The organism is Gelidibacter maritimus (genome assembly GCF_014062315.1).
GTDB lineage: Bacteria > Bacteroidota > Bacteroidia > Flavobacteriales > Flavobacteriaceae > Gelidibacter > Gelidibacter maritimus.
In genome coordinates this window covers 60,984-78,659 of the sequence record NZ_JACGLT010000018.1, presented here as the reverse complement: position 1 = coordinate 78,659, position 17,676 = coordinate 60,984, and the positions used below count along the sequence as shown (strand labels likewise).

14 protein-coding genes are annotated in these 17,676 nt (G+C 38.1%); 8 read left to right on the top strand and 6 right to left on the bottom strand.

Going from position 1 to position 17,676, the window contains the following annotated elements; translation table 11 throughout:
* Positions 1-138 precede the first annotated feature (138 nt).
* From H3Z82_RS16965 to H3Z82_RS16945, 5 genes are all read right to left on the bottom strand, one after another.
* Positions 139-636 (bottom strand): hypothetical protein, encoded by a 498-nt coding sequence (locus tag H3Z82_RS16965; protein WP_182206139.1) that lies wholly within the window; start codon positions 634-636, stop codon positions 139-141.
* 145 nt (positions 637-781) lie between these two features.
* Positions 782-1,723 carry a hypothetical protein gene (locus tag H3Z82_RS16960; protein WP_182206693.1) on the bottom strand — a complete coding sequence of 314 codons (942 nt, stop codon included), beginning with the start codon at positions 1,721-1,723 and terminating at the stop codon, positions 782-784.
* Between the two features lie 146 nt (positions 1,724-1,869).
* Positions 1,870-2,211, bottom strand: coding sequence for a hypothetical protein (locus H3Z82_RS16955; RefSeq protein WP_182206692.1), 342 nt, complete (start codon positions 2,209-2,211; stop codon positions 1,870-1,872).
* Positions 2,212-2,222: 11 nt separating this feature from the next.
* Positions 2,223-2,612 carry a hypothetical protein gene (locus H3Z82_RS16950; RefSeq protein WP_182206691.1) on the bottom strand — a complete coding sequence of 130 codons (390 nt, stop codon included), beginning with the start codon at positions 2,610-2,612 and terminating at the stop codon, positions 2,223-2,225.
* A 160-nt stretch (positions 2,613-2,772) separates the two neighbouring features.
* Complete coding sequence (locus H3Z82_RS16945; RefSeq protein ID WP_182206690.1) at positions 2,773-3,297, bottom strand: GNAT family N-acetyltransferase; 525 nt, start codon at positions 3,295-3,297, stop codon at positions 2,773-2,775.
* Between the two features lie 373 nt (positions 3,298-3,670).
* Here H3Z82_RS16945 and H3Z82_RS16940 point away from each other — a divergent pair, with 373 nt between their 5' ends.
* Complete coding sequence (locus tag H3Z82_RS16940; RefSeq protein WP_182206689.1) at positions 3,671-5,338, top strand: formate--tetrahydrofolate ligase; 1,668 nt, start codon at positions 3,671-3,673, stop codon at positions 5,336-5,338.
* 73 nt (positions 5,339-5,411) lie between these two features.
* On the opposite strand, the gene H3Z82_RS16935 is transcribed toward H3Z82_RS16940, so the two are convergent.
* Positions 5,412-6,539 carry a serine hydrolase domain-containing protein gene (locus H3Z82_RS16935; protein WP_182206688.1) on the bottom strand — a complete coding sequence of 376 codons (1,128 nt, stop codon included), beginning with the start codon at positions 6,537-6,539 and terminating at the stop codon, positions 5,412-5,414.
* Between the two features lie 595 nt (positions 6,540-7,134).
* Between H3Z82_RS16935 and H3Z82_RS16930 the strand changes: the two genes are divergently transcribed.
* From H3Z82_RS16930 to H3Z82_RS16900, 7 genes are all read left to right on the top strand, one after another.
* Positions 7,135-7,788, top strand: a complete 654-nt coding sequence (locus H3Z82_RS16930; protein ID WP_182206687.1) for a TetR/AcrR family transcriptional regulator — start codon at positions 7,135-7,137, stop codon at positions 7,786-7,788.
* Positions 7,789-8,997 carry a cytochrome-c peroxidase gene (locus tag H3Z82_RS16925; protein ID WP_182206686.1) on the top strand — a complete coding sequence of 403 codons (1,209 nt, stop codon included), beginning with the start codon at positions 7,789-7,791 and terminating at the stop codon, positions 8,995-8,997.
* A 4-nt stretch (positions 8,998-9,001) separates the two neighbouring features.
* Positions 9,002-10,504, top strand: a complete 1,503-nt coding sequence (locus H3Z82_RS16920) for a parallel beta-helix domain-containing protein (protein ID WP_182206685.1) — start codon at positions 9,002-9,004, stop codon at positions 10,502-10,504.
* 34 nt (positions 10,505-10,538) lie between these two features.
* On the top strand, positions 10,539-13,619 hold the full coding sequence (locus H3Z82_RS16915; RefSeq protein ID WP_182206684.1) for a SusC/RagA family TonB-linked outer membrane protein: 3,081 nt from the start codon (positions 10,539-10,541) through the stop codon (positions 13,617-13,619).
* 32 nt (positions 13,620-13,651) lie between these two features.
* Positions 13,652-15,103 (top strand): SusD/RagB family nutrient-binding outer membrane lipoprotein, encoded by a 1,452-nt coding sequence (locus H3Z82_RS16910; RefSeq protein ID WP_182206683.1) that lies wholly within the window; start codon positions 13,652-13,654, stop codon positions 15,101-15,103.
* Between the two features lie 43 nt (positions 15,104-15,146).
* Positions 15,147-16,037, top strand: coding sequence for a PKD domain-containing protein (locus H3Z82_RS16905; RefSeq protein WP_182206682.1), 891 nt, complete (start codon positions 15,147-15,149; stop codon positions 16,035-16,037).
* Positions 16,038-16,268: 231 nt separating this feature from the next.
* Positions 16,269-17,651 (top strand): aldehyde dehydrogenase, encoded by a 1,383-nt coding sequence (locus H3Z82_RS16900; RefSeq protein ID WP_182206681.1) that lies wholly within the window; start codon positions 16,269-16,271, stop codon positions 17,649-17,651.
* The last annotated feature ends 25 nt before the right edge of the window (positions 17,652-17,676 follow it).

Genomic DNA, 17,676 nt, shown 5'->3' with positions numbered 1-17,676 from the left:
AACGTTTCGTGTATGAGCAGTGGCGTGGTTCGTCACGGACAATTGCAAACAGGTACTTACCATTGGAAAATCCGCAGGATTTTCCAAGTAAGCGAGGACAAGCCATTGCTTATACACATTGTTAGCAAACGTATTTATTTAATCAGCGTTTTTATATTTTTCGCAATTTTTCATTTCCTGAATCAAGTCGTCTTTGTCATAATTCATCTGATATTTTTCTGGGACAATTCCGTTTATCATTTCAATTAGAGGACTTAATTCGGGATGATAATAATTTGATAAATGAACAGTTTTAGACAAGGAATCTTTTTTGATAGTAAATGACTTCACATCGCCATCATCAATACAGTCGTTCCTATAATTTGTTTTTAAGCTATCAATATTAATTTCAGATATTTTTTTAAGTTGTCGTTTCGGTAAATCCAACGTAGAGTAGAGAACACTATCCTTTTCATTTTCTAAATCGCCACGATAAGTAATGGTCAATTTTTCATTCGTAAGATTATAAAGGACAGAGTATGCAAGAGAATAATTGTAATCCGCAACTGATAATTCAAATGGTTCAATCGGTTCTTTATTACAAGAAATTGTAAAAACTAAAACTATTGATGTCATCAATCCGATTGCGTTTCTCATATGTTTGCTAACGTTTCGTGTATGGGCAGTGGCGTGGTTCGTCACGGACAATTGCAAACAGGTACTTGCCATTGGAAAATCCGCAGGATTTTCCAAGTAGGCGAGGACAAGCCATTGCTTATACACATTGTTGTAAAACGTTTTTTTACTTTCTTAAATCCTTTAATAACTCTCTAATATCTTGTAATTCAGATTTTTCCTCATATATTTTTTTCACTACGTAATCAAGAAGCTTATGAATTTTGTCAGCTTTATTCAAAGACTCCTTTTCTGTCAGATTGTGCAATCCTTCTGAAGTTAAACTGTACAAAACGTCAAAAGGATTATCTCCAAGTATTTGCAATGATTTTGGTAGTAGAGAAAACGAATTTTTATACAAGGAACTTATCTTTGAGTTTTTATTAAAATCCTCAATAAGTTTTTTCAATTTCGGGTCAGAAGAATTCAATTCACTTACATTTGATAAAATGCTCATTAATTCCTTTTCAACTATTCTTCTGAAATATGACAATGAGCCAATTCCGAAACCTTGTTGGTAAAGCTTAACTCCTTTGAAATACCAATTGTTAGTTTCTTTGTCAAAATATTGTTGAATGGATTTATCAATGTCTACTTTTTGTTCAGGAAATACACCAACTTTGGTTAGAGAAACTTCTATTTTTTTATCCTCAACAATATCAATATGTTTAAACCCCTTTGAGGATTTTGACATAATTTTATCTTTATTGTTGGGAAATTCTTGATTGCTTTTAACAGAAATAAGGAAATCCGTTTGTTTCTTTTGACAAGATTTACATAAACCGATTAGATGAATTTTGTAATTCAAGAAGTTGTTTTCATCAAAAAAGTCTTTCGGGATTTTGTCGTCAGGAAGTTTGCCATAATACTCCTTAACTGAAACAGGTAAATCTATTTCAAAAGTCCTGTTGGTTTGCTCTTCTTCGCAAAAATATTCAAACGATAAACCATAGAAATCAAACGGATCAACGATTCCATTTTCATTTCTAACATAATTCTCGATATATAGAAATTCCTTGTAAAGAGGATATTCTTTGAAAAATTCTTTTATGTCGTTTAGTTTCTGCATAAATGTTTTACAACGGTTTTGTATAAGATTAGTTGCGTGTTTAAGCAACTAATTTAGCAAATACAAACCGAATAGAAAATCCGCGAGGATTTTCGTAAGCAGGCTCGTACCAAGCAATTAATTTTATACGTTGTTGTACACAGTATTTATTTACTTAATTCTATTTGAAATTTTGTCGCATTAAATGCTGCTTGCAAACCTCTTAAATTTGGTTCAGATTTATTTTGTTCAAATAATTCAGTCAAGTGTTCAGTTTGTTTGGTCACATTATCATTTTCTTTTTTAAAGATTTGATATTTTAAAAGAATTAAATTCGCCATAATTTTATCTGAAATACTTATGTCGCTTTGGTTTAGATATTCCATTATTGTGCTTTCTATCTCGGAATCGTTTTCAGATAGTTCATCGAATAAGTAAGCATTAGCCAAGTCAGATTTATTCATTGTTGAGTAATCATTTTGGTCAGACATATCTTTTCGGTAAGTCATTTTGTTTCCATTTAGAAAATACCATCTGGTGTAGGAATCATTTTCCAATTTGTGAAAGCAATTAAAAGTTCAGTTCCATCATCTTTCTTTAAAATGGAAAATCGAATCAAGTAATTTCTTTTTCCAGGCTTTTCAATTTCAACGTCTAATTTATTTTCTACTGAAACATATTTTTTAAGAGCATTTAAAATAGAAGAAATATCTTCGGGACTTGCTTCTGGAAAGAGGTTTTCCCTTAAAAACAGGTCGATATATAAATAATGAGTTAAATAAAAATCATCCATTTTCAGATAATTTGCCTCTGTCAAATGGTCTGTTTTAATATTAATTTTTTCCGATTGAGCATATCCAAAATTTGTGAACATTGCTACGAGTAAAAGTGTGATTATTTTTCTTTGCATTCTGTTTGTTAATATTGTGTACAACGTTTTGCATATGGCTTTGTGGCGGTTTCGAAGCACTTTCCTGTCCACCGAAAACAAAGCTTACTACGAAGCGAAAGCCTTGCTGGCAGCCGTTTCCCCGCCATAAGCTATATGCTTTGTTGTGGTGTCGTATTTTTTATTCATTAAACTCTTTTGGATATTCAACCATTCCATTTACTCCTTTCAGTCCGTTTTCAACCAATTCAATTACCATACAATTCTCTTTCGGTACTTCAAATGGCAATTCTATTCCGTATTTATCCGCTTGTTCATAACCGAATCTTGGATAGTATTTTTCGTGTCCTAATAGAACGATTGATTTATGCCCTAATTCTTTCGCCTTTTTGTGTGATTCAAGTATTAGTTTCCCGCCAATTCCTTTTCCTTGAAATTCAGGTAAGACAGAAACAGGTGCCAACGCCAATGAATCGAATTCAGTCGACTCGTTCTTGATTTTAAGTTTCGTCAATAGAATATGTCCAACTATTTTTCCGTCAATTTCTGCTACCATTGATAGTTCAGGAATGAAAGCATCCGATTTTCTTAATCGTTCGACCAAAAACTGTTCAGTGTGGTCAGCGAATTCAGCGTCTTTAAAAGCACTTTCAATTACACTAAAGACTTCCTTATGGTCATTTTTGGTTTCTTGTCTAATTATCATTTCCAATGTCATTTTATATGCACCACAACAATTGTATAATGAACATTATGTTCATAATACTGCCAATTTAAGATATAATAAACATATGTTCAATATAACCTTTATGTTTTCTTAAAAATCAAGAGGGCTTTTAGTGTTTATAATGTGGTAGTAACAATATGTGTGTGAATTTCTTTTGTTCGGTAAGTACTACCAATACCCATTTTGCTTAGAAATGGTATATGGATTTCTGTGATACGTCTACCTGGTTAGTGCCTTTAAAATATAATAGGCTCAGTGCGAACAGCAACTTATAAAACGGGATGATAATAGTCATATTATTTTGTTTAGTGAAGTTTTACCTTTATCACACATCAAAATAAATATTGAACTTATGACCGAAATACAGATTGCACAAAGTGTTACACCAAAACATATCAGAGAAATAGCTGCAAAATTGAATATTCCTGAAGAAAAATTGGAATATTATGGAAATGACAAAGCTAAAATACCTTTAGATTTAATTGATGAAGAAAAAGTAAAATCCAACAATCTGATATTAGTGACCGCAATCACACCTACACCTCCGGGTGAGGGCAAAACCACCACGTCCATAGGCTTGGTTGATGCCCTCAATATTTCAAATAAGAAAGCCGCGGCGGTGATCAGAGAGCCGAGCTTGGGTCCTGTATTTGGCATCAAAGGCGGTGCAGCTGGTGGGGGTTGGAGCCAGGTTATTCCTATGGTAGATATCAACTTGCATTTTACGGGAGATTTTCACGCTATTGAAAAGGCAAACAATCTTCTTTCTGCTCTAATTGAAAACAATATTCAAAGCAAATCGAGAAGCCTGGGTATAGATCATAGAACGGTCACCTGGAAGCGGTGTATGGATATGAACGATCGTGGGTTGAGAACTATTGTGGCGGCACTTGGCGGAAAAGCAGGCGGTGTTCCAAGAGAAACTGGTTTTAATATTACGGCGGCTTCCGAGGTTATGGCCATCTTATGTTTAGCAACAGATTTGGAAGATCTTAAAGAAAGATGTGGTAATATCTATGTGGGCGATACTTGGGAAGGCAAGCCAATTTTTGCTAAAGACTTGAACGCAGAAGGCGCTATGGCGGTGCTGCTTAAAGATGCCATAAAACCTAATTTGGTTCAAACCTTGGAAGGAAGCCCGGCCATTATCCACGGGGGACCTTTTGCCAATATTGCTCAAGGCACCAATTCGATTGTAGCGACAAAAATGGGGATGTCCTTAAGTGATTATACCATCACTGAAGCAGGATTCGGATCTGATTTAGGCGCGGAAAAATTTATGAATATTAAGTGTCGCGCGGCCGGTATTTCTCCTAAAACTATTGTATTGGTGGCGACGATAAGAGCCTTGAAATATCACGGTGGAAAATCCTTAAAAGAGATTACACAAGAAGATGTAGAAGCGCTTGTGAAAGGGCTTCCTAATTTGGATGGACATATTGAAGGTCTAAAAAGTTTTGGAATTCCTATTGTCGTTTCCATAAACGCCTTCAGTTCTGATACAGAAGCGGAGATGCAAATTGTCAAGGAGCATTGTGAAAAATTGGGAATTCCAGTAGCCTTGAGTTATGGTTGGGAAAAAGGGGGAAAAGGGTGTTTGGATTTGGCAGAAAAAGTGATTCAGTCTGCGAATTCCTGTACTGATCAATTTTACCCAACCTACAATCTTAATGACAGTATTCATGCCAAAATGGAAAAGATTTGCCAAACGGTTTACGGTGGGAAGAAGGTAATTTTGAGTGATTTGGCAAAATCGCAATTACGCAAATATGAAGCTATGGGCTTTGGAAATTTACCTGTTTGTACAGCTAAAACAGAAAAAAGTTTTAGTGATGATCAAAAGCGATTGGGGCGTCCTAAACACTTTGACATTCAGATTAGGGAGTTTGAAATAGCCACAGGTGCGGGATTCATTATTCCAATTGCAGGTAAAATGTTGCGTATGCCCGGATTGCCGGCTACGCCTGCGGCTGAGAAGATCACCATTGACAAGACTGGTACTATTGAGGGTTTGTTTTAAAAGGGGTGAATAAATACGGCTTTATAGAGAGGTTCTGCTCAACCAAATCTCATAGTTTTGGTAATGCATGTAGTTATTGTTGCTTCTCGAGTTCCTTTAAAAGATTAAGATTCCAGAATTTAGGAATAGATAAGTTTGACAGTAGGATAATGGTAAGGTCAACATCAGGACACCGAGTCATTCTACTACTATAACCAGGATGTCCTCCAGAATGCGACTGGACATTTCCGAAATTTTCTGAATTGTATAAAAACCACCCCAATCCGTAGGAGGTGCCCCATGCATCGGCTATTTCACCGTTATTAAGTTTGGTCGGTGTCATGGCTTTTTTTAGGCTTTCCGGATGGATTATATCACCTTGAGATAGAGCTTGGTCCCATTTTAATAAGTCTTCAACGGTGCTCACCACAGAGCCATCCCCATAAAAACCTCCCAACCAATAAATAAAACTATTCTCAGGTGCCGCATAGGCAATTGTTTTTGTATCATGTATGGAATCATAAATATAGCCCATGGCCAATTCCTGATCATTAATGCTACGATAATCTGTTGATAACTCGGCGGAAGTATTGGTCATTCCTGCCGGTTTGAAAATACTTTCATTCATGAACGCTTTAAAATTCTTTCCACTAACTTTTTCAATCACACTTGCCAACGTACAATAACCGATATCACTATATTCCCACTTAGATCCTGGATGCCATTGTAAGGGATATTTTTTAGATTCCAACATTAATAACATCTCTTTGTTACCATTGACTTTGGTGGTGTCAAGATCTTTCCACATGGCGCCTACAAAATTGGGAAGCCCTGAAGTGTGGTTCATCAGATGTTTGATTTTAATCGCTTTAAAAGGGAAATTTGGTAGATGCTGATAAACATAATCTTCTGTTTTAAGCTTGTTTTCCTGCTCTAATATTAAGATGCCAAATGCAGTGAACTGTTTCGATAAGGAAGCAATCTGAAATTTGGTAGTTAAGTTAAAAGGCATTTTCAATGCATTGTTTGCATATCCATACGTTTTTTTATAGATTATTGAGTCTTTGTAGGCCATTAAAGCTATGCCATCAAATTGATTCTCGTCGTGATATTGATCTAAATACTTATTGATCTGTGCCGTGTCAATTTTGAATGTTTGACCGTAGGTTGGAAAACCGATTAGGCAAAGGAGCCAAGCGAAATTAAGAATGTACTTTACCATTATTAGGGATATAAGATTACTGACGGTTGTGTCGTTGAATCATCGTGTGTTTCAACATCTAAGTTACGAAATGTGAAACGCGCAATATTTTCAATTCGGATACAGAAAAAATTTAAAACTCTGATTTCTGATCTATTTTTTTGATTTGATCTATCCAGTTATTAACAATGCAGCACCGCCAATAATTAAAAGACCTGTACGAAAAACGGACCCGTCATTGTCAAAAAAAACAATGCAAAACAACACCAATAATCAATAGTGCTAATCCAATAATTCTTATTCTATTCCTAATTTGATTTTAAGTTATAGTGTATTCTGCAGTAAAAAATTAAAGGTTGATGCTAAACGCTGCAAATAAAGACATATTTCCAATACCCTGCTTTTTAAAGTACAATAAATTCATTTGGTTTCTTAGGATTTTCAATTACTAGAGGATTGGGATGCGTCGTTAAGACAAAATGACCATGACGATGATTTCACCACGTTTGATGGTGTTCAATCTAGTAAGTTCTTAGGATGTTATAAATTTTTTTATATATTTACAAACCGACCCGTCGGTTTTTTTCGAATAACGCAACAATTTCAAAATATTTTTATGAATCGAATAATAGATCAGGACGGTGTTGAAAAGAAGATCACTAATAAGGAGTTGATTTTGCGAAAAGCTTACGGGCTTTTTCTCAAAAAAGGTTATCAGTCGGTGTCTATAAAAGACATTATGGAAGCCAGTAATTTGTCAAAAGGAGGCATTTATCATCATTTTGATAATAAAGAGGGTATTCTATTTAAAGTTTTGGAGCGTTATTTTTTTGGGACTTTAAGTATAGATAAATCCATATTTGAAGGCTTGTCATTCAAAGAGCGCATTGAAAAAGTATATGGGTTAGGGGTCAGTCTGTTTGCCATGGTTGAATCCATGGGCAAGAATGGTATTAAATATCCAATACAACGTTTGTTCCACTTTCAGTTGGAATGTGAAAATTTTCCTGAAATCAGAAAGCAGTTCAGAAAAACTTCAATTGCCTATGCAAAGTTGGTGGAAGAAATAGTTTTTGAAGGGATTCAAAACGGAGAGGTCAAGAAAGAATTGGATCCAGAGGTTATTAGTTGTCAAATTGTCGGCATGATTGAGGGGATTGCCGTCCATAATTCTACCGTCAAACAGGATGTCGAATCTATGCTGACTGAAAAATATGAAAAGGTTTTTGCCAGTTACTTCAATTTTATATGTCCCAACAGTAAATCGTAAATGGAAAATAAAAGCACACTTCTTAAATTAAGTATCCTTGGTCTCTTATTAAGTGGCCTTTTGTTGTTCTTTTTTGCTTCCAACAAATCAGAGTCTTATACCGATTTAGCGACATTGAATTGTCATTGTCCACCTGGTTTTAAGCTTAATGAAGACAACAAATGTATGGCCAAAAACCTCTACCAACAATACGATTCTCCAAATAATCAGGGCGTAGGCGGACTTCAAACAGGACTGCCAGAAGGACGGGACGGCTTTTCACCGCAAGAGATCGATTTAGGACGGTATTTGTTTTTTGACCCAATTTTGTCCATAGACGGCTCCATGTCCTGCGCTACCTGTCATGAACCTAGTAAAGGGTTTAGTGACGGACTGCCAACCAGTATTGGAAAGGATAATTTGAAATTGGATCGGGCAGCACCAACACTATGGAATGTGGGCTATTTGAACCGTCTTTTCTGGGATGGCCGTGCCAACAGTTTGGAAGAGCAAATGGCCACTACTTTGTTTTCAGAAGTGGAAATGGCCAACACCCCTGAAAATTTACTAAGCACTTTAAATAATATTGATAATTATAGAAAACTATTCGCTGAGGCCTATCCAGACAGAGGGAAAAACGACGACATAGAATTAGATGAAATCTACAAGGCCCTCTCGGCTTTTCAGACCTCCTTGATTTCATTGAATAGTAAATACGACCAATATGCCCATGGCTATCACGAGGCTTTAAACGAAAAAGAGATTGAAGGTATGAACGTATTTCGTTCCTTCGTGGCCCGATGTGCAGAATGTCACACCCCACCACTTTTTACCAACCAACAGTTTGCGGTCATAGGAACGCCAGAACCGGACGGTTTACCATTAGATCCAGGAGCTGAAATCCCTTTTGGTGATAAATCGATGCGAGGTGCTTTTAAAGTGCCCACCCTTAGAAATATTGATCTTACGGCGCCTTATATGCACTCCGGAAAATTTGAAACTTTAAGGGAAGCGGTTGAGTTTTACACCAAAGGACGCGGTCATGCCGTACCTGAAGATGAAAAACTCTATATACATTGGCATATTTGGGAACCTCAATTGTCAGATTATGAATTGGACCGTCTGGTTGACTTTCTTAAAACCTTAAACGACGAATCCTTTATGCCAAAAATACCCGAGGCATTACCTTCTGGATTAAACCTAACTTTTCAACAAACCTTAATACCATAAAATCATGAAATCAACCTTGTTTAAAATTATTGGTGGTCTTCTATTGCTCGCTCTTGGCGTGTTTTTAGGAAGAACATTATTATCATCTTCTGGTGAAAGTACGGTACCCATGCCCTCTACTCTGCAATACCGGAATGTGGGCCACTCGGGTGACACCACTCAAGTTGCACAACGTAAAGAATTCACAGGACAAATAATTGAAGTTAAAAAAGGAGGCTCAATCCAAGAAGCCGTAAAAGCTGCCAACCCAGGCGATTTAATCCGTGTTTTTCCAGGTACCTACTCAGAAAACGTGTATATCGACAAGGATGACATTAGCTTGCAAGGGGTTGTCATAAAAGGAGAATGGCCAACTTTGGACGGTCAACATAAAATAAACGATGCCTTTTTATATTCTGGAAATGGCATTTTAATTGAGAATTTCAAAATCATCAATTATAAGGGCAACGGCATTATGGGCCAAGCTGGCAATAATTTTGTCATCCGTAACAACTGGATTATTGATACCGGTGTTTACGGCATCTTTCCTCAGTTTGGTAAAAACGGACTGATTGAACATAATGTGTTGAGTGTTATTGCCGATGCTGCTATTTATGTGGGGATGTGCGATAATATTGACGTGCTTCACAATGAAGTGTTTGATAGTGTTGCAGGTATAGAAATTGAAAACTCCAGACATTGCCTGGTAGAAAATAATTACGTCCATGATAATACGGGAGGACTTTTGGCATTTATTACGCCAGGACTGCCAATCAAAACCGCTTTTGATATCATTTTCAGAAACAACTTTGTGGTAAATAATAACCATCCAAATTTTGGTGCACCAGGATCTACGGTGGCCAGCATTCCACCAGGAACTGGAATTCTTATCATGGCCGCAGACGATGTGATTGTGGAGAATAATATCATCACAGGAAATAAAAATACAGGAATCACTATCGTGGATTTAGCAACCGGCGATCCAAAAGCGAATGATCCCAACTCCGAAGGAAATCCGGACCGGGTCGTTATTTTGGATAATATCATGTTTGATAATGGTAATGACCCAACGGGAGAAATTAAAGCCATAATGCTTACCCAAATGCAAACAAAAGGCCCAGATATTTTTGCCTATGGCGGTGGAACAGGAAGTACAATTAGAGATAAAAACAGATATCGCACCTTTGGTTTAGGAGATTATGGTCCTGCGCAAATAGAGGATACAAAAGATATAAAAACGATGATGTTGGGCGCTCCAGTGCCACCAAGATCGGTGACCGATCAAGAATTGGGTGAAATCACCTACTATGGTGTCTGTGCTGGATGTCATGCTTTAGGAACCACATTGATTGGTGTGGACACCCAAATAATCAAAGATATTTATGTTGATAATCCGCAGGGTATCGTGAATTATATCACCAAGCCACTCAATCTTAGAGACGATTATCCTGAAATGCCGCCTCAAGATTATTTGTCTGAAGAGGCTAAAATGGCGGTTGCCAATTATATTTTAGAAATGACTAATTAACAGAATGAATGCTAACTAATCAAATCAAAACTATATGAACAAATTTCTAATAATCGTAATGATGATGGGGTTTACAATCACATCATTTGCACAAAAAACCGTTTCTGGTCAAGTACTGGAAAGAGAAACCAATATGCCACTTATTGGTGTTACCATTTTAGTGAAAGATAGTGCTAAAGGTACAACCACCGATTTTGACGGTAATTATATTATTAATGATATTTCAGACACTGATGTTTTAGTGTTTTCCTATCTGGGTTACAAAACACACGAACTTGTGGTAGGCGGTCAAAGTACTATTAATGTTTCGCTCGAAACCGATGCCGAGGAAATGGATGAGGTGGTCGTTACTGCCTTAAATATCCAAAGAGACAAAGAATCACTCGGGTATTCTGTTTCGCAAGTAAGTGCTGAAGAAGTCAATGTTGCCAAAGAAAACAACGTCATGAACTCGCTTTCGGGAAAAGTCTCAGGCCTCCAAATTACCCAAGCTAATACCGGTGTGGATGGATCAAGTCGCATTTTACTCAGAGGTGTGACCACTATTAATGGCTCCAACCGTCCGTTGGTAGTTGTTGACGGAATTCCAATTTCTGGTGATGCTGGTGGTGGATCACAATGGGGCGGCGTTGATCGCGGTGATGCGCTATCGGATATAAATCCAGATGATGTGGAGTCTATAAGTGTTTTAAAAGGTGCTGGTGCAGCTGCTGCTTACGGATCATTGGGGATGCATGGCGTCATTTTGGTGACTACCAAATCAGGCGGTAAGAAGAAAGGAATTGGTGTTTCACTGAATTCATCATTTACATTTACTGAAGTCGCTTTAACCCCCAATTTACAGAACGAATATGGTGCGGGGGCCTTTGGCGATTTTGCACCTATCGGACCAGACGGAAGACCCGTTTTAGATTATCCTTTTTCATGGAGCTGGGGACCTAAAATGGAAGGACAAACTTATACCAACTGGTTGGGAGAATCTGATACCTACGCTTCACACGGTAACCCTTACGAACAGTTTTATCAAAACGGATATTCTGCTTCCAATTCTGTAGCTTTTGAAGGCCAATCAGATAAAGGGTCTTTTAGAATATCAATCACCGACGAAAACGCTCGAGGCATTAACGCAGACAATACCTTGGCCAAGCAAACCTTTAATATTAGAGGGAAATCCTATTTAACCGATAATTTCAGCATTGATGGAAAGATGACCTATTTGACATCTAAAGTCAAAAACAGGCCAGCTTTGGCTGAAGATGGTGCCAATACCGCCTTGCAATTGTCTTTGATGCCAAGGGATATCAGGCTAAGTGACGTGAAAAATAATACAGTAAATGCCCAGGGCGAGGAGATTAAATGGAATTTGGATAACACCTTCAATAACCCATATTGGTCACAGAATAACGTGAAAAACATTGACGAGAAAGACCGTTTCCAGGGGGTGATTTCTGCAAACTGGGATATTGCGCACAACTTTAAAGTATCCGGAAAAACGGGCATGGACTATATACTCTATGATTATATAAATTACGCCGCCAGAGGATCGCAATTCCAAAGTAATGGTCTTGGTAATTACGGACACGACAGTGGCAAAAGTCGCGTTTGGAATTCGGACGTCCTTGCCACCTATAATACTAACCTTTCGGATGTTAGGATGACCCTAAGCTTAGGGTCGAGCTACCGCAATGAGTACAGTAGTTATGTAAATATCTCAGGAAATGATGCCAAGGTGCCAAATTTACATCGCATTAGTAACTATAAGAACTCGTATAGCTCGGAGGGCACTTCGGAAAAGGGGGTGTATTCTTTTTATGGTTTGGGACAGTTCAGTTATAGAGGCTTCCTCTATTTTGATGCAACCATAAGAAATGATAATTCCTCAGCCTTGCCTAAAGAAAATAACTCCTACTGGTACCACTCTGAAAATATGAGTTTATTGTTTTCTAAGTTGTTAGGTATAGAGTCTAACACTTTTAATAAAGGTAAGTTAAGAGGGTCATATGCCGTAGTCGGTAATGATACAAGTCCGTACAGAACGCAAGCCGTTTATAATGTAGATCAAACCGTCACCTTGCCGTACACCGTAGGGTCTATTCCGTCAAGCTTGCCTTCTTTTGATTTAAGACCTGAAACCTCAGAGTCGTGGGAAGTGGGCGCAGAGCTCGGATTTTTTAATAACCGTCTGCAATTGGATTTTACCTATTATGAAACCAAGACCAAAGATCAGATTATGGCAGTACCTATTTCGGGTTCTACAGGTTATGCATCTACAGTCATTAATGCTGGTGTTATTGCCAATAAAGGTTACGAATTTCAATTGAACGCTGTCCCTTTGGAATTTGATAATTTTGAATGGAATCTCGGATTTAACTTCACCAAGAGCAATTCTAAAGTAGAATCGTTAAATGATGGTTTGGAAAGTATCACCTTAAACTCGCTCAATGCAGTTTCAGTTGAAGCAAGGCCGGGCGAAGAGTTTGGAAGTATTTATGGCTATGATTTTTTACGGGATAATTTTGGTAGAAAATTGATTACCAACGATGGTTTTGCCCAAAAGGGTGAGCGTGTGAAGTTGGGAAGCATCACACCAGATTGGTATGGTGGTATTACCAATAAATTTCGATATAAGAATTTCTCCATAAGTACATTGATTACCATTCAAGAGGGCGGTGAATTTTATTCCTACGGACGCGCTTACAGAATGTTCTTTGGAACAGACGCCCGAAGTTTGGAAGGCAGGGAAACCGGAATCATTGTCGATGGAATCAATGAAAATACCGGGTTCGTCAACGAAACGCCTGCACCGGCCATGTTAACACACTATTCAGATATATTCACCAATGAAGTTGCAACCAATCAAATCTTGGATGCCAGTAACGTCAAGTTTAAAGAGTTGGTAATAACCTATGATTTTCCAAGTTCGTTGGTCAAAAACTCATTTATCCAATCGGGAAGCATCTCAGCTATCGGAAGAAACTTATTCTATTTTTATAATGCCGCGGGCGATATTGATCCCGAAGCAGGTTATAGCAGTGGTCCGACAGGTACGGCATTGGAACATTCTTCGTTGCCATCTACCAGAAGTTATGGCCTTAATTTAAAAATCAACTTTTAATCCTGATGATTATGAAAAATATACAAAAGACGATGAAAAAAATATTAGTCCTAATGGTTATGTTGGCAATATCTTTTTCGTGCCAGAATCATTTAGACGATTTAAGGGATGATCCCAACGCAGTAACATCCATTGATGACGCTGCCTTATTTACAAAAGCAGTAAGAAGTTTATTCCAAAGTACGACCGATGAATCCGTATCGCGATTTGCCGGGCATTACGGACATTACTTTGTGGCGGGAAGTACGGCGCGACTTCCAGATCAATATGGTGATGGTTTTGATGTGCTTTACAACAGCATGTTCTCTGAAATGTATGGTGGCGTTATCAGACATATAGAAGAGGTGCTAACAATTACCTCTACGGAAGGGACCAAAAATGAAGTCCGTCATGCCATAGCTGATGTCATTGCCGTATTGGGCTATGCCAAACTTACTGATGCTTTTGGAGAAATACCTTATTTTGAGGGCGGAAAAGGAAAAACACAAGGGATTATTCACCCTAAATATGATCCTCAGGAATTGATTTATGAGGATATGATTGATCGATTGTCTTCAAGTATTACCATTTTAAAAAATGCGGATCCTGCTATGGCTTACCCTAATTCTGACCCTATCTTCAATAACGATTTGAACAAATGGGTGCGGTTTGCCAATAGTGTCCGTCTCAGACTGGGAATGCGATTGCGAGATGCCAATAATACGTTGTCTCGACAGACTGTCACTCAAAGTTTATCAGAGCCCTTAATGGAAACCAACGATCATAACGCGTTTATGATCGAAACCGAAGGTAATGGCAACAGATGGTTTACCATGCGCACCGGATTTCCATCCATCAAAATGTCAACCCTGCTTGTTGATCAATTACAAAGTACAGACGATCCTCGATTAGCGGTGTATGTGAGTAAAGATGGCAATGGCGACTATAACGGAATGACCAACGGATTGGATGATACCGCCTTTGGCAACTCCAATTTTGCAGCAAGATCAGATATGGGGCTCGCGCTTTCTTCAAAAGAAAGTAAGCTTTATTTAATGACTGCATCGGAAATTTGGTTGCTAAGAGCCGAAGCGGCTTTGGCTTATGATAATGATCCTGCACAGGCCAATGTCTTATATAGAAATGGTATTGAAACCTCATTGAATCAATGGGAGGTTGACGCCACTGAAATTACTGATTTTATGAATAGTCCAGAGGCCTCATTATCGGGTGCTAATGATGCTTTACAAATCGGAACTCAAATGTGGGTGGCACTCGTGCCAAATTACTTTGAAGGATGGTCGCATATCCGACGAACGGGCTATCCAATTATCGCCGATAGAACAGCTCCCAATTTAGCCCAAGGCGCCACTAACGGTGTGTTGCCAAAACGATTTTTATATTCAAGTTTTGAATTGAGTTCTAATAATGACAATGTTTTGGAAGCCATTTCAAGACAGGGCGCAAATAAAATTGACACCCCGGTGTGGTGGGATAAAAATTAAATTTTAAAAAACATATCCTATTTAAAAAAATAAATATACCCATATGAAAAATATAAAAATTTTGAGCGTCTTAATGCTCACCATGCTGTTTTTGACGTGTAGCTCCGATGATGATAACAATAGCCCTTTGGCCGATTTCCAGTTTTTGGTAGAAGGTACTCAAGTAACCTTTAATGGAACGGTAGAAAACGCCAGCTCAATTTCTTGGGATTTTGGTGATGGTTCCACCAGTTCGGAAGAAGATCCGGTATACGCTTATGCAGCTGCAGGAGAATATACGGTAGTAATGACAGTTACAGGACCTAATGGCACATTTTCTGAAACAAAAACTGTGACCATTCAAGAGTCCTTAGAAATTTTATTGACTGGAGGTCAAGCCAAACCAGAAGGGAAAACATGGCGACTTAAAAAAGCATATACTTCTGGAAAAGAGGGTGCAGGACCTGTAGCTAATGAATTAAATCTTTTTCTTCCTGCGTTCGATAACCTTTTGGATGCCGTAGGATTGGGAGCTTCTTACGAAGACACCTTTACCTTTGTGCACGATGGCACATACAAAGTGGATAACAAAGATGGTCAAAGTCTCATGGGATTGGTCTATGCCAGCATTATGCACGCTGAAAATATTACTGCTGTTTCTTATGATCCACAGAGTGTGCCGTTGGCCAATGTAGTTTACACACCGGCAACAGATGCCACTTGGGAACTTTTTGAAGGCGATTTTACCGTAGATGCCGCTGAAGGTCCAGTCAATTTCACAAACAAAAAACGACTGATTTTAGGTGAATATCTTGGATTTAAGGACATGGAAGTCTTGGTGATATTAAAAGAAATAACCGCAAATAGCATGAACATCGCTATTGGTATTCACACAGAGCCTACTGTTTATGACAAACCGACTTTATTGTTCCATTTGTCATTGGAAGCGCAGTAGTGTTAATCAGCTTAAGCATGAGATTTTAAAACTATGAGGTTTAATAATTAAATCCCCTGAGGTCAAGTGGTTTTCGATTGCCCCAACTATTTGGGAATGTCGGGAGCCACTTTCTTAAAATGAGAATTCTATTTTTATTCTATAATTCTCTTGGCAATAGGTGGGATTTTAATTGAATTCAGCTAAATGAGCAGCTTTAATTTGAAACATAATTTTAAGAAATTTAAGTAAATGGAACGTATAATGACCAGTCAGATAATACAACAACATAGAGAGTTTTTTAAATCGCAACAGTCAAAAGATGTTGCATTTAGAAAAGATGCATTAAAGCGTTTGCAACGAGAGATTGTTAAAAGAGAAGATGCCATTTGCGATGCCTTATATGCCGATTTCAAAAAGCCTAAGTTTGAAACCTTGGCGGCTGAAACACAATTTGTACTGGCTGAAATTAAACATGTCCTCAAAAACATTGATCATTGGGCAAGTCCAGAACGGGTTTCTGGGAGCTGGATGAACTGGCCATCATCAGATTATATTTATAAGGAACCCTATGGTGCGGTATTGGTGATTGCCCCATGGAATTATCCTTTTCAGTTGGCCATCGCACCGCTAATTGGTGCTGTTGCTGCAGGGAATACGGTGGTCATAAAACCATCGGAAGTGACGCCTCATACCGCGGCAATTATTTCAGAAATTATCAAAGCTGTTTTTGACCCGGCTCATGTGACCGTTGTAGAAGGTGGGGTAGAAGTATCCCAAGAACTCCTGGCTGAAAAATGGGATTATATCTTCTTTACCGGAAGTCCTCGAGTGGGGAAAATAGTATATGAGAGTGCGGCCAAACATTTAACTCCAGTGACTTTAGAATTAGGTGGTAAAAATCCGTGCATTGTGGATGACACAGCCTCCATCGCTCTCGCAGCAAAACGTATTGTTTGGGGCAAGTTCCTAAATGCTGGTCAAACCTGTATTGCTTCCGATTATATTTTGGTGCACGAAAAGGTCAAGGACAAATTGATTGCTGCACTAAAAGAACATATCACTAAGTCTTATGGCCAAAATATGGAAGCCTCACCAGATTTTTCCAGAACAGTGAGCCAAAAACATTATCAGGGATTAAAGGATATGTTGGAGGGGGAAGAAATCCTTTTTGGAGGTCAGAGCAATGACGCCGACAATTACCTGTCGCCAACCTTGGTCAACGAACCGCAATTGGACAGCAAGCTCATGGCAGGCGAGATTTTCGGACCCATTCTGCCTATTATCTCCTATAAGACAGATGCGGATATTGATAATTATATAAAGAATTATGGCAAACCCTTGGCAACCTATGTGTTTTCCAACAATAAAAAGTTTCAAAACAAAATCATTGATACTTATAGCTTTGGAGGTGGTGCCATCAACGATACCGTTATCCAAATCACCAATAAAAGATTGCCCTTTGGAGGTGTAGGCCAAAGTGGGATTGGAGCCTACCACGGTAAATTATCCTTTGATATTTTTTCACATCATAAAGCGATAATTAAGAAAGCCAATTGGTTTGAAGCGCCTGTGCGTTATCCTCCTTATAATGTTCCGATGAATTTTGTAAAGAAAATCAAACACCTTTTTTAAAAGGGCAATTTTAATCAAATAATTA

Coding starts and splice junctions, on each gene's coding strand:
- H3Z82_RS16945 (WP_182206690.1), bottom strand. CDS start 3,297: ATGATAATTAGACAAGAAACCAAAAATGACCATAAGGAAGTCTTTAGT.
- H3Z82_RS16955 (WP_182206692.1), bottom strand. CDS start 2,211: ATGACTTACCGAAAAGATATGTCTGACCAAAATGATTACTCAACAATG.
- H3Z82_RS16940 (WP_182206689.1), top strand. CDS start 3,671: ATGACCGAAATACAGATTGCACAAAGTGTTACACCAAAACATATCAGA.
- H3Z82_RS16950 (WP_182206691.1), bottom strand. CDS start 2,612: ATGCAAAGAAAAATAATCACACTTTTACTCGTAGCAATGTTCACAAAT.
- H3Z82_RS16905 (WP_182206682.1), top strand. CDS start 15,147: ATGAAAAATATAAAAATTTTGAGCGTCTTAATGCTCACCATGCTGTTT.
- H3Z82_RS16935 (WP_182206688.1), bottom strand. CDS start 6,539: ATGGTAAAGTACATTCTTAATTTCGCTTGGCTCCTTTGCCTAATCGGT.
- H3Z82_RS16930 (WP_182206687.1), top strand. CDS start 7,135: ATGAATCGAATAATAGATCAGGACGGTGTTGAAAAGAAGATCACTAAT.
- H3Z82_RS16920 (WP_182206685.1), top strand. CDS start 9,002: ATGAAATCAACCTTGTTTAAAATTATTGGTGGTCTTCTATTGCTCGCT.
- H3Z82_RS16925 (WP_182206686.1), top strand. CDS start 7,789: ATGGAAAATAAAAGCACACTTCTTAAATTAAGTATCCTTGGTCTCTTA.
- H3Z82_RS16960 (WP_182206693.1), bottom strand. CDS start 1,723: ATGCAGAAACTAAACGACATAAAAGAATTTTTCAAAGAATATCCTCTT.
- H3Z82_RS16965 (WP_182206139.1), bottom strand. CDS start 636: ATGAGAAACGCAATCGGATTGATGACATCAATAGTTTTAGTTTTTACA.
- H3Z82_RS16915 (WP_182206684.1), top strand. CDS start 10,539: ATGAACAAATTTCTAATAATCGTAATGATGATGGGGTTTACAATCACA.
- H3Z82_RS16910 (WP_182206683.1), top strand. CDS start 13,652: ATGAAAAAAATATTAGTCCTAATGGTTATGTTGGCAATATCTTTTTCG.
- H3Z82_RS16900 (WP_182206681.1), top strand. CDS start 16,269: ATGGAACGTATAATGACCAGTCAGATAATACAACAACATAGAGAGTTT.